Origin of the sequence: Flavihumibacter stibioxidans (assembly GCF_014332695.1) — a bacterium.
In the GTDB taxonomy this organism is placed as follows: Bacteria; Bacteroidota; Bacteroidia; order Chitinophagales; family Chitinophagaceae; genus Flavihumibacter; species Flavihumibacter stibioxidans.
This window is the reverse complement of sequence record NZ_MBUA01000012.1, coordinates 742,751-755,997: the sequence shown is the minus strand read 5'-3', so window position 1 is coordinate 755,997 and position 13,247 is coordinate 742,751. Positions and strand designations below refer to the sequence as shown.

9 protein-coding genes are annotated in these 13,247 nt (G+C 49.3%); 7 read left to right on the top strand and 2 right to left on the bottom strand.

Features of this window, described 5'->3' with window-relative positions:
• The first annotated feature begins 43 nt into the window (after window positions 1-43).
• From BC349_RS10395 to BC349_RS10370, 6 genes are all read left to right on the top strand, one after another.
• Window positions 44-538 (top strand): hypothetical protein, encoded by a 495-nt coding sequence (locus BC349_RS10395; protein WP_187256661.1) that lies wholly within the window; start codon window positions 44-46, stop codon window positions 536-538.
• Window positions 539-562: 24 nt separating this feature from the next.
• Window positions 563-1,363 carry a hypothetical protein gene (locus tag BC349_RS10390; protein ID WP_187256660.1) on the top strand — a complete coding sequence of 267 codons (801 nt, stop codon included), beginning with the start codon at window positions 563-565 and terminating at the stop codon, window positions 1,361-1,363.
• Window positions 1,364-1,396: 33 nt separating this feature from the next.
• Window positions 1,397-2,722: an OmpA family protein gene (locus tag BC349_RS10385; RefSeq protein ID WP_187256659.1), complete on the top strand. Its 1,326-nt coding sequence runs from the start codon at window positions 1,397-1,399 to the stop codon at window positions 2,720-2,722.
• Window positions 2,722-5,811 carry a ligand-binding sensor domain-containing protein gene (locus tag BC349_RS10380; protein WP_187256658.1) on the top strand — a complete coding sequence of 1,030 codons (3,090 nt, stop codon included), beginning with the start codon at window positions 2,722-2,724 and terminating at the stop codon, window positions 5,809-5,811. Before BC349_RS10385 ends, BC349_RS10380 begins: the two co-directional genes overlap by 1 nt.
• A 19-nt stretch (window positions 5,812-5,830) precedes the next feature.
• The gene (locus BC349_RS10375; RefSeq protein ID WP_187256657.1) at window positions 5,831-7,729 is read left to right on the top strand and encodes a serine hydrolase domain-containing protein; all 1,899 of its coding nucleotides are present in this window, start codon (window positions 5,831-5,833) and stop codon (window positions 7,727-7,729) included.
• A 102-nt stretch (window positions 7,730-7,831) separates the two neighbouring features.
• Window positions 7,832-8,614 (top strand): hypothetical protein, encoded by a 783-nt coding sequence (locus tag BC349_RS10370; RefSeq protein WP_187256656.1) that lies wholly within the window; start codon window positions 7,832-7,834, stop codon window positions 8,612-8,614.
• Between the two features lie 190 nt (window positions 8,615-8,804).
• Here the strand turns inward: BC349_RS10370 and BC349_RS10365 are convergent, their stop codons facing one another.
• Window positions 8,805-9,869, bottom strand: a complete 1,065-nt coding sequence (locus BC349_RS10365) for a serine hydrolase domain-containing protein (protein WP_222840137.1) — start codon at window positions 9,867-9,869, stop codon at window positions 8,805-8,807.
• Window positions 9,866-10,792 (bottom strand): DMT family transporter, encoded by a 927-nt coding sequence (locus BC349_RS10360; protein WP_187256655.1) that lies wholly within the window; start codon window positions 10,790-10,792, stop codon window positions 9,866-9,868. The genes BC349_RS10365 and BC349_RS10360 overlap by 4 nt, the downstream gene beginning before the upstream one ends.
• 90 nt (window positions 10,793-10,882) lie before the next feature.
• On the opposite strand from BC349_RS10360, the gene BC349_RS10355 reads away from it, so the two are divergent.
• Window positions 10,883-13,246: a penicillin acylase family protein gene (locus BC349_RS10355; protein WP_187256654.1), complete on the top strand. Its 2,364-nt coding sequence runs from the start codon at window positions 10,883-10,885 to the stop codon at window positions 13,244-13,246.
• Window position 13,247: the final 1 nt, after the last annotated feature.

Sequence of the window (13,247 nt, the reverse complement as noted above, 5' to 3'; positions counted from 1 at the left end):
ATAGTTCCGGTAGTATAGTTTTGGTTCATCAACCACCAGAACTATGTCAACCAGAATTTTTTTATTCATCTTCACTTTCCTGCTGACTGAAAACATTTCATTCTCCCAGACGGTTACCAGTAAACTATTGATCAAAGATTTTCCCCAGGACACGGTGTTGGAAATACCCACGCCTGAAAAAATTGCCCTGGATTTTACCTACAGCACCTATGCCCTGAACCTTATTCTGGATATGCGGGATCTGCCACCCCGAACGCCCAGGATTTTTTTTGATTATCATACCACCGTTTCTTTAAATGATTCCGTTGTGGCCAGCACAGTAAGGAAGGGTTGGTCGCACAATATGAACGGCGAAAACTTCCTGCCACCCGAGACCTTTGACTTTCTGCCCGCATTGTTCGCACTTGCTACCAAAGAATTTCAATACCAGCTTCCTCCCGGGAAATATGCCATTCAACTGGAGGTAAGACCCCAGCCGATGGAAGGCATTGCAGTAAAGTCAGAGCCGCTGTTAATGCAGTTTACAGTTTCCAATTAATTTTTTCATCCATCAATTTATACCATGAACCGGATCCTTTTTTTTACTGTCATCTGTTTTTCCTTCCTGTTTTCAGGTTTCAAACCCACAGCCATGGCGCCCATGAACTGGGCCGGCACCTGGACCACCAATATGGGCGATTTAACGCTCACACAAAATAAAAATACAGTAACAGGTTATTCCGCCACGCGGGGAAATATAATGGCCACCTATAACGCAACTACCAACATCCTGAGTGGCAGTTTTGTGAAAGATAAATTGACCGGCACTTTCAGCATCAGGGCCACCGGCAGCAATGTATTTGCCGGCACCTGGAAAATGAACAGCGATACCAAACCAAGGGGAGAGTGGAAGGGAACCCGGAAGCAGACTGCCACAGTTTCCACCCTGCCCACAACCAGTGCGGGTTCTTCCATCAGCACCCGCGAAAAGAACTCGGTGTCATGGACCGGCACCTGGAATACGAATACACTGGGTAAACTCATCCTGGTAGAAGATATGACTACCAAAAAAGTGAAGGGCAGGTACCTGTACACCAGGGGCGACCTGATCCGCGAAGGAACCATCGAGGGTACTACCAACTATGGTAACTATGCCAACTCCAGAAAATGGCTGTCAGGCACCATCAGGGAAGGATCGGAAACCGGGAAATTTCTGCTGGTGTTGAACTTTCACAACGGAGATAACCTCGACCAGTTTTCCGGACAGAGTTATTTCCTAACCGAACTTAAACCTGCTACTCCCTTTGAGTATATGCCTGTAAATATGCGCGCCACCCGTGCTTCCACCGCCATTCCAAATTTGAACAGTCCCATGATCCGCTGATTCAGCACACATTAATCCCCCAAATAATTTATTATGAAACCAATAGTATTATTTTTTTCCCTGCTGCTGTTCACTACCGCGCATGCCCAGGTGAAAATTGGCAGAACCGTTAAAGAGTCTGCAGAAAGAACTGCCGACAACAAAGTTGGTCAGAAAACTTCTGAAGCAGTGGACAGGGGTATTGATGAAGGCATCAACCAAACCATTAAAGGGGTAAAAAAAGTTTTTAAGAAAAAAAACAGGAATGAAAATACGGTGGGCAATGACCAGCAATCCGGCGGCATGTCCGGAATGGATAACGCCATGCCATCGGATGAATTTACCGGCGATACGGCCATCAATCCCGGTTTCGGCGCTTATTCCAATTTCACCTTTATCCCCGGATCGGAAACGATCTTCTACGATGATTTTACCACCGATATGATTGGCGACTTCCCGGTTAGCTGGGAAACCGGTGGCAGCGGCGAAGTGGTTACCACCAATGTGTACACCGGACAATGGTTGTCTATGTTACGCAGGTCAGGATATATGCCGGCCATGAAAGAAGCCCTGCCGGAAAACTACACCATCGAATTCGACCTGGCCACCAATGGCTTTGGCAAATCAAAAGGAACTGCCAGGATTTTTGTCCGCTTTCTTCCCAAAAAAGCCTATTCAGGGGGCGCTGCCGGCAGCCGGGCCGAACTGGGCATCCTGCTGTACGACAACTTCAAGGTAGAACAGGTGAGCAATTTTGGCGGTGAAGCAACCACAAAAATTGAAAACCGGATTGACAGGTATTTTGATCAGGCCTTTAACGGGATAATACATGTATCCATCGCCGTGAACAAACAAAGACTTCGTATATGGTTAGACGAAGAGAAGGTAGTGGATGCCCCGAGTTTGCTGCAGGGGAAACTGGGCCGATGGTTCCTGCTGGAAGCATTTGATGTGATGCCCGAGAAAGGCCAGTTCGCAGGCATTACCAACTTCCGGATTGCCAAAGCGGAGCGCGACCTGAGAACAATGTTCGCGCAAACGGGCAAGTACAGTACCACCGGCATTTATTTCAATGTAGATGAAGCCACCATCCTTCCGCAATCTTATGCAGTGGTGAAATCTGTAGCGGATGTACTAAAAGCCACGCCTTCACTTAAACTGAAAATTGTGGGGCATACCGATAATTCAGGGCCAGATGCCCGGAATATGGAATTGTCCCTGCAACGGGCCAATGCAGTAAAGGACGCCCTGGTGAATGAATTTGCCATTGACCCCGACAGGCTGGAAACAGATGGCAGGGGCCCCTCTGAACCCGTGGCGGATAATGGACAAACGCAGGGCAGGGCGAAAAACCGCCGCGTTGAATTTATCAGGCGCTGATGCAGGGCCGGCAGACATATTTCGCTTCCCTGATGACCTTGTTGATCCTGTGTGCCGGTGCTGGTGCACAGGCGCAGTCGGGTGGACTTCTTTTTAAGAATATTACTATTGAAGAGGGGCTGTCACAGAATAGCGTGGTGGATATTACCACCGATCATACGGGCTTTTTGTGGATGGCCACCCAGGATGGCCTGAACCGCTTCGATGGGAACAGTTTTATTCACTTTGACATCCGCTTTGATGATATCACCGAACCCAGGCGCAACCGGCTGGGACGAATACTGGCCAATGGAAATGATCTCTGGATGATTGCCAATGGCGGCCGGCTGCTGCGGCTCAACTTGCTTACTTACCAGGTTAAGGAATTCCATACCATCGGAAGGGACAGCCTGGTACTGCCCGCCCTTAGTCATTTTGTGGTGGACAGTAAACAGCGGCTGTGGTTATCATCCTGGACGGAAGGATTGTTTCGGGTTGACAGCAGTCTTTCGCTGGTGGAACATTTTACCGCGGATGCCGGAAGTAAAATACGTTTAAACAGTAACCAGATTCAGCACTTATATGTTGATGGAAGTAACCAGGTGTGGGTGCTGACAGACAATGGCATCAACGTAATACAGGAAGATCGGGTAAAATATTTTTTACCGGGTATACATGCCGCCTCCATGGATATTGATCACGCCGGTAATGTATGGATCGGCACTCTGGGGGAAGGTCTTTTTGTTAAAAATGTAACCCACGATAATTTCCATCACTATGAGGACCTGCCAGGCGGCGGCAAAAACCTGGTGATACCTGCCGTATATGCGGATAGTCTTTACCGCATCTGGGTGGGCACTTATGGGGAAGGACTCTTCGTTATAAATAACAAGGAAGGCGTGATCCAGCACCAGAAGGCCGACATCAGAAACCCTTTTGCCCTTGCCTTCAATGATGTACTGAGTATAAGAGCCGATCATCAGTATGGCATCTGGATTGGCACGGATGGCGGTGGCGCAAGCCTGTACAATGAACAGTTGAATAATTTTCACCTGGTGAGTACGGCTAACACACCCGGTCATCTGGCCGTCAGCCAGGTGCGGGCGATCACCACCGATCGTTTAGGGAATACCTGGATCGGTACTTCCGGTATGGGATATACGAAGTGGAATACTTCCCTCAGGCCATCGGCAACCTATCATCTTCGTCCATACAAGCCCGGTATCAGCAATTATGACCGGGTGGTATCCCTGATGTCTGATGAACAGCATCAGCTTTGGATCGGCACCCAGGGTAATGGATTGCTGATAAAGGATGGATCCACACAGGCAACTGTTAAATGGTTTCATACCGATAAACAGTCCGGCGAATTTATCCCGGATAATACCATCTGGCAGATCCTGGATGACGGAAATGGAAAGGCCTGGGTTGCCACCCGGAATGGTGGGATCTTTTTACTGGATAAGCAAAAAGGTGTACAAAGGTCGTTCCAGTTTGCGCCGGGTAAAGACTCTTCTCTGGCCAGTAACAATGTCCGGTGTTTTGTCCGCCTGAATGACAGTTTGTTCTGTATCGGTCTGGAAGAAAAGGGCATCCAGTTGTTCAACCTGAAATCCGGAAAATTTTATCGGCCCGATCTGGAAGATAAATGGCATGCGCTGCGCGACCAGGAAGGGATAAAATCAATGTTGTATAAAGACGGATGGTTGTGGGCAGGCACTGCCGGACATGGCCTGCTGGTTTTTTCCCCGGTAACGGGAAAGCTCATACAAATAAGCGGGGAACAGGGCTTGCCCAATAACATGATTTATGGCATTCAGCCCGATAAGGGCAACGCAGTGTGGGTGAGCACCAATTTAGGTCTGGCGAAAATCACCTATACCATTAGCGGGGGTGGACTTGGATTTCAGAACCTCTATCATTTCACTGTGTCTGATGGACTCCAGAGCAATGAGTTCAATACGGGTGCTTCCCATATGGCATCGGATGGCACCCTGTACTTTGGGGGAATCAAAGGGTTTAATTTTTTCCATCCCGGCAGCATCAATCTGTCCGCGTACTCCACGCCTGTTGCCATCACCGGCGCCACGGTAAATAATAATCCCATTATTTCGGATACCCTTATCACCTACAAAAAACTGATTCAACTGAATCATCGCGACAACTCGCTGGCTTTCTCTTTTGCCGCCCTGGAAATGATTTCCCCCGACAAGTTAAAATATGAATACCAGTTGGTGGGATATGACGAAGACTGGGTGCAATCAGGTGCTCGTGGATTTGCATCCTATACCAACCTGCTGCCCGGCTCCTATTTGTTTAGGGTAAGGGCTTCTGCCTACCCCGGACAGGAAGCTTTTATCAATGGAATTGAAATATTCATAGACAGCCCCTTCTGGAAGAAAAAATGGTTCCTGCTGCTGTCCATCCTAAGCGGGGCGCTGGTCTTATATGGCCTGCATCGCTACCGCTTGCACCAGCAACTCAGGGTATATAAAATGAGGAATGATATTTCCTACGACCTGCACGACGACATCGGCTCCAGGCTTACCAGCATTCAACTGCTGGGAGCCCTTGCCAGGAATGGAAATCCTGTGAAACCGGCCGGACAGGATTACCTCGCCAGACTGAATGATGAAGTGCAATCGGCAGCCGAAGCCCTGAATGAAATCGTCTGGAATATGAAGGTGAATGATGAGTCTACCGAGGAATTAGTGTCGCGATTGCGGAAATATTGCGGCGAATGGATGGAACAGGATGAAATAGCCTTCAGCTTTTTATCGGACGATACCATCCGGGGAAAGAGGTTGTCGATTAAAAAAAGAAGGGATGTATTCATGGCTTTCAAGGAGATGCTGAACAATGTAAAAAAACATGCGGGTGCCAGCCAGGTTGATATTCGGATTGATGGAACGGATAATATTTTCAGTATAACGGTGAGGGACAATGGAGTTGGCATGGTGACCGACGGAAACGACCGAAATGGGATCAGGATATTAAAGGAACGGGCGCAAAGATGGAACGGATTTTTTACGATTCAATCAGAAATTGCCGGTGGTACTACCGCGGTATTCAGTTTGCCCTTTAACAGAAAAAAATTATTCAATAGTTGAAAACTTAAAAATGACCTGTATGAAAAATTTTTCCGGTTACCGGTTTTGTTGCCTGTATCTGGCCGTATTGCTGTTGGTTGCGCCCATGCTTACCCGCTCCCAGACCCTTGCTGCGATTGATAAAGCCCTGGAAGATGAAATGATCAACCAGCAGGTACCCGGTATGGTAGTAGGTGTCATCAGCCAGGGGAGAATTGTTCATGCCAGGGCCTATGGCTTCCAGGATGCAGAAAGAACCCAGGCACTCAACCTTACCGATGTGGTGAGAATCGCCTCTGTTTCGAAACTCTATACAGCCATCGCCATTCATCGGCTGGTAGAAACCGGTAAGATCGGGTCACTGGATGACAAAGTGATTAAGTATGTGGGCTATTGGCCAGGGGCTTCTTCTGTCAGTGATTACGACAAGAAGAGAAATATTACCATCCGCCAGTTGCTTACCCATCGCAGCGGCATCGGTCATTATTCCATCAATGAAACCCCTTCAGCTTATAAGTCAGTTACCGGTTCCTATAATGCGGGCCAGGGGGTGGATGTATTCAAAAATCCGGCACTGGTGGCCACTCCGGGTGATACGATGGTGTATTCAACTTTTGCTTACAACCTGTTGGGCGCGGTGGTGGAAGGGGCATCCGGACAACCCTATAATGCCTACCTGAACAGCCTGGCCTCCTCTTTCCGGCTGGGTACCCTGCGACCTTCAACGGGCGACTTTTCAGGGTTTATTAAATCATGCGACGGTAGCTTGCAGCTTAGTAAAATTGGCCAGCAGGAATGGAAAACACCAGGGGGCGGATTGGAAACGACTGTACCCGGAATGCTGAACCTGATGATGGCACTGATGCAGAATAATATCCTCAAAGATCCGCAACCACTTTGGGAAACTGTTGCTGCCAATACCAAAGATGGATCGCTTTACCGGCAGGGGGTGGAGGCCCAGGGTAGCGGATCTTCATTACGTGTCTGGCATGGTGGCGCCCATGGAAACCTTCGCACCCTGTTTCACTATTTCCCGGATGCAAAAAATGGTGTGGTTGTTTTTGCCAACGCTGAATTTGCCAATACTAACCGAATCGCGGCAAGGGTGTATAGCGCTTTGAATCTGAATGTTTTCCCCAATAACACAACAGTTGACTATCTCTGTAACAGTACGGTTCATACCGGCTGCGGGAACCGTTACTTCACCGCAACCTTCCATAAACAACCAGGAAAGGCGGTGCTTAGAAATCTGTACAGCATGAATGCCTTCAACAAGGAATGGAATACGATCAGCTCGAATGGGTACAACGCGGTAAAATTATTGGCTACCAACCAGGGCGGAACTATTAAATGGTCGGCCTTATTCCACACCTCCGATAATCCTTACGCACTTTGGAGAAATTTTACTGAAGACCAGTTTCATACGAAGTGGGATGAAATGCGCCGGTATGGTTTGGTGCTTACTGACCTGGAAGTGCACCAGTCGGGCAACACCCGCTACTTTTCCGGATTGTTCAGCAAAACCGGCGACGGGGCAAAAACCTTTTACATATCGGGGGTTACAGCGGCAAGGTTTAATGAAATATTCCAGTTAAACAAGTCAAAAGGACTAAACCTGGTGGATATAGAAATATATAACCATAACGGACAACCGACTTATGCAGGTGTCTGGCGGGAAGGAAGTCGTAATGGATATAAAACCGATGTTCCCGAATCTTCCGTCGTTAACCAGATCAATTCTTACCAGTCTGCCGGTTATATTGTAGTGGACCTCGATCGCAGGCACAATGGTTCGGGATGGGTTTGGGATATGGTCATCAGTCCTTCCACAACTTCGCAAAAAATTGAACACCGCCTGAGCTATTGCGACCTGATGACCAAAGCGAACACCTACCGGAACACGGGTTATATAATGACCACCCTGGAAGAATATGACTGACGACCCGTCTCCCGGGTGTTGGACTGGTTGGTTCATCATCCAAAAAGGTGATTGCACCAACCCTATGGTTGTTGTTGTTTTGAATTATTAAAGCATCCTATTATGACAAAAATATTTTTCCTGCCCATGTTTATGCTGCTGGTATCTTTTGCAGGCTGCTCCAAAGATGATGCGGACGAACCGCAGCAGCCAACACCCGTTGCTTCCACCTGCCAGCTCACGGAAGCCTTGTCTTATCAAAATAACAAATTGGCCAGGAGCAGGGTATTTGAATACGATGCCTCCACCAAAAATCTGGCGAAGCAGATTCATACCATATACAATACCAGTGGCGTCGTTACTGCTGTGTTGACATATGCGTACAGTTATCCGACCGCTTCATCTGTAGTAATTTCCGGAACCGACAAATACGGGTTTGTATCGAAATCCACCATCAGCCTGAATGATAAGAAACTGGCAACCCATATCAGACTGGAAAGCAACGAGTCTGGTACCACCTGGGAACAGGAGTCCTTTGAGTATAACGGGGAACAACTGGTTAAATCAAAGGTTACCAAATCCAACGGGCTGGAAACAGAATTTGGTTATGAATGGAGTAATGGGAATATGATTCGTAAATTTCTTTTCTCTGATAACAGTACCCAGGTAGAATGGGAATATTATACGGACCAGGATAGGAGAAAAATGGACGCCATAGCACTTTCAGACCTGGCTAGCTACAGATGGGAAACGATCCGTAATAAGAACCAGGTGAAAGGGATCAAGGGAAGCAGGACCTATACTTATACCTATGACGGGAATGATGAAACGAATAAAATGGCGGACTTGCTTTTCAGTAACAATCTAACTACAGACTGGACTTTTAAGTACGTTAATTGCCAATAAGCCGTCAGTCGTTGGCTCGGAAAGCCGTCTGGCGTTTAAGATTACCGAATACAGTGGACACTAACGTCAGACGGCTATTCCTGCACGTCTGACGCGCGTCAGACGCATGGGGTCCGGAGGGAAGCCGTCTGACGTTTATGATTACCGAATACAGTGAACACTAACGTCAGACGGCTACCCCGAGCCAACGTCAGACGGCTATCAAAATCCGCTCCGCCAGTCCAACCATATCTTCCTCCACCGGAAAATTCCGGTTGGTTAATATGATGATGGTGGTGTTCTCAGCAGGAATCCGGTAAATAATATTCCGGAAACTGCTGGTACTGCCGGTATGGTAAATTACCTGCTGCCCCTTAGGGGATTTTTTCAGGTGCCAGCCAAATCCGTAATGAACCGTGTCGCCATTGTTCAAACGGTGATAACTAAACGCTGCCTGCTTTAATTCCGTAGGCAGGATCTTGTCAAGATACAGCGACTGGTCCCACTTGTAGAGATCCTCCACACTCGAATATATTCCTCCATCACCCAGCACGGCGCTGGTGGAACTCTGGTCTTTCAGTTTCCACCTGCCATCCTTCTGCGTATAACCATAAGCGCGATATTTCACTTCGTTGTCGCCAGGCACAAAGGCCAGGCTTTGCTTCATGCCAAGCGGGCGGAAAATATTTTTCTGCAGATAGTCATCAAATCCCAATCCCGAATATTTCTCCACCATCAGCGCCAGCAGGGCATAGGCGGTATTGCTGTAACGGTATTTTTCGCCGGGCGCAAAATAAACTGTATCAAGTTTCATCACAATGTCTAATACACCCTTGTCCATGATCTGCGGATGCATGGCCGTGTCGGAAACATAGTCTTCATAGTCTGCAATGCCTGAAGTATGGGTCAGCAGGTGCTGTACGGTGATGACCTTTCCATAGGCAGGAAATCCCGGGAAGATTTCTGTCAGCTTGTGTTGGAGGGATAGCTTCCCGCGGTGCACCAGTTGCAGGATGGCTGTGGCAGTAAACTGTTTGGTAACCGATGCCAGCCGGAAATTGTGGCGCGAACTCACCCGCTCTTTCTTTTCCAGGTTCGCATAACCATAACTGCGGGTAAGGATTTTTTTTCCATCCTTTATGATCATCAGCGAAGCGCCGGGAACTTCTCCTTCGTATTGTTTCATGATCTCATCAACGGAAGAAAAGTTCTGCGACATAAGAGGCTTTGTTCCGGTAAGCAGGCAACAGGCCAATAAAATTAAACAGGACTTCATGCGGGGTTGTTTTGAGCGGAAGTTTTTCGTGGTTTGGTTCCCAATGTAAGCAGGATGATGGTAAGTAGGATACAGGCAGTTCCCAGCCAGTCCATCTTCCCAAAAGGCACATTCAGCCAGAGCACCGCCACCAGCGCTGCGGACAAGGGTTCCACACTGCAGAGCAGGCTGGCAGTGGTGGCACCGATCCGGGTTACGGAGGTCAGGAAAAAGTAGAATGCCAGCAGGCTTCCGAAAATAATGATGTATAAAAAGGCGGCCCAGGTGGCGCCATCCCATTGCCCGCTGGTCTTCCAGGGCGGAACAAAAAACGAGAATACCAGTCCCCCTATAAACATGCCCCAGCCTGTAATGGTGGCCGCATCATACTTTCTTAATAATTGCACGGGCTGTATGGTGTAGTAAGCCAGGGTAAGGGCAGACAATACTCCCCATACCAGGGCCTGCTCTGAGATGACCAGCTTTTCAAAACTGCCATGGGTAACCAGCAGGAAAGTGCCTCCCAGGGCCAGCAGCAGCGAAGCGTATTCCGCCAGTATCGGCCATCGCCGGTGTTTGATGGCGTAAAACGCTACGACAAATAATGGCCCTATGTATTGCAATACCGTGGCGGTGGCTGCATTGGATAAACGGATGCTGTAGAAATAAGTGTATTGAACCGCCAGCATCCCGAAAATGCTGAACAGCAGCAACTGTGCGGCTTCAGAGGGATTTTTCCAGATCGCAAATGCATCGGTATTTTGTCGGGACAAGGAAATTCCCAGCAGTATGGCCCCCGCAATCAGCAGGCGTACACAAACCAGCCAGGCGGTATCAACCTGTTTCTGTTCGAACAGGAATTGCGCGCAGGTGCCGGAGATACCCCAGAAGATGGCGGCAGATAATGCCATGATGATTCCTGATAGGCGCTGGTTGCTGGTCATATGAACTGGATGGGGTACAAATCTAACAGTTATGAACGATTGCCTCCCGCGATCACTTATATTTAAGGAAGAAATTAAACTCCTTTGGTTATGGCACGTTCCTGTTTCATCGTATGCCTCCTTTTTTCCGCCTGCCTGCATGGCTTCTCCCAACACAAACAGGAACTGCTTTTGCCGGGATTAGAGGCACCCGTGGAAATAATCCGCGATAAATGGGGCCTTAATCATATCTATGCCGCCAACCAGCACGACTTGTTTTTTGCGCAGGGATACGCGGCTGCGAAAGACCGCCTTTTTCAGTTTGAAGTATGGCGCCGGCAGGCTACCGGTACAGTGGCGGAAATCCTCGGCCCGCAGGAATTGAAACGCGATATCGGTACCCGCCTTTTCCGCTTCCGGGGCGACCTGGATAAAGAGTTCAGTCATTACCATAAGGACGGTATTGCTATCGTCCATGCATATACGGAGGGTGTGAACGCGTACATCGATGAAGTGCTGGCCAACCCGACACTGCTGCCTTTTGAGTTTAAAAAACTGGGTATCCTGCCGGGTAAATGGACGCCCGATGTAGTGGTGTCGCGGCACCAGGGATTGCTGGGAAATATTGAAGAAGAACTGAATACGGCGAGGGCAGTGGCCATAGCCGGAAAGGAAAAAGTAAAAGAACTGGTCTGGTTTCATCCCCGCCAACCCAACCTGGATATGGATGCTTCCATTACCAGGGAAATGCTGTCAAAGGATATTCTTGAATTGTATAAAGCTTACAGAAAGCCGGTGGTTTTCAAAAGCGGCTTTAATGCCACGGCACTGCACACGGATATTCCTGTGGAGAAAGGCGTGGAGGGCAGTAATAACTGGATCCTCAGCGGCAATAAAACCACGAGCGGATACCCCATTATGGCCAATGACCCGCACCGAAGTATTACCATGCCTTCCCTGCGCTATATGGTTCACCTGGTTGCGCCGGGCTGGAATGCGATTGGTGGAGGCGAACCGGTTATTCCCGGTATTTCCATCGGGCATAATGAATACGGGGCATGGGGACTCACCATTTTCGAAACCGATGGGGAAGACCTCTATGTGTATGACCTGAACCCTGCAAACCTGCAGCAATACTGGTATCGCAACCAATGGGTTTCGATGCAGGAAATAAAAGATACGATCCGCGTGAAAGGGGCAGCAGACGAGCTGGTAACGTTGAGGTATACCCGACATGGTCCGGTTGCCTTTATAGACACGGCTAACAGAAAGGCCTATGCGATCCGTTGCGCCTGGCTGGAACCGGGCGGGGCACCCTACCTGGCCTCCCTGCGCATGAACCAGGCAAGGAACTGGAAGGATTTCCGGGAGGCCTGCCGGTACAGCCATATCCCTGCCGAAAACATGATCTGGGCCGACCGCAAGGGCAATATCGGCTGGCAGGCGGTGGGCATTACACCGGTGCGCAAGAATTTCAGCGGCCTGGTGCCGGTGCCCGGTGATGGCCGGTACGAATGGAAGGGGTACCTCGATATTTTAAAGCGCCCTCACCTGTATAATCCGGCGAAAGGATTTTTTGCCACCGCCAACCAGCATGTTACGCCGGATTCCTATACCCGTTGGGACGCCATCGGATATTCGTGGGCCGATCCTTATCGCGGAAACCGGATCAACGAAGTGCTGGGCGAAAACAAGCGGTTTACCATGGCCGATAATATGGCGCTGCAGACAGATTATTTCTCTATTCCTGCCCGCAGCCTGGTGCCCTTGCTCAAAGACATCACCATGCCAACGAAGCTGCAGGAGGATGCCCAAAAGAAATTGTTGTCATGGGATTTTGTGCTGGATAAAAAATCCGTTGCCGCCGGTATCTATGCCATGTGGGAAAGGAAACTGATGAGCCAGGCGGCTGAAAGTTTTATCCCCCGGGATATCCGGGGACTGGTGGATTTTCAACTGACCACACTGGTGGGCTGGCTGCAGCAGCCGGGCGCCCGCTTTGGGGTGGATAGTTTCCGCAACAGGGATGCTTTCCTGGTCACCACCCTGCAACAGGCAATAGAGGAGCTGTCCAAAAGATTCGGCCCTTCCACAGATGCCTGGGTATATGGTCAGTCCGGGTACAAACACACCAGTTTTACCCATCCCCTGAATGCCCTGCTGACGGAAGAAGAAAAAGCCGTTTACAACCTGGCTCCACTGCCCCGTGGCGGCAACAGCCATACGCCCAATTCCACCGGCGGACTCGACCGGCAGGGCTCGGGCGCCAGCTTCCGGATCATCACGGACCTGGAGGACTGGGATAAAACCCTCCTGATCAATACACCCGGACAGTCATCCGACCCCAACGGAAAGTATTACAGGAACTTATATGAAACCTGGGCGAAGGACCAGTATTTCCCGGCCTTTTATTCCAGGGATAAAATTCAGGCTAACGCAGATGAACATACGATATTGAAACCCGGGTCAAGATAAG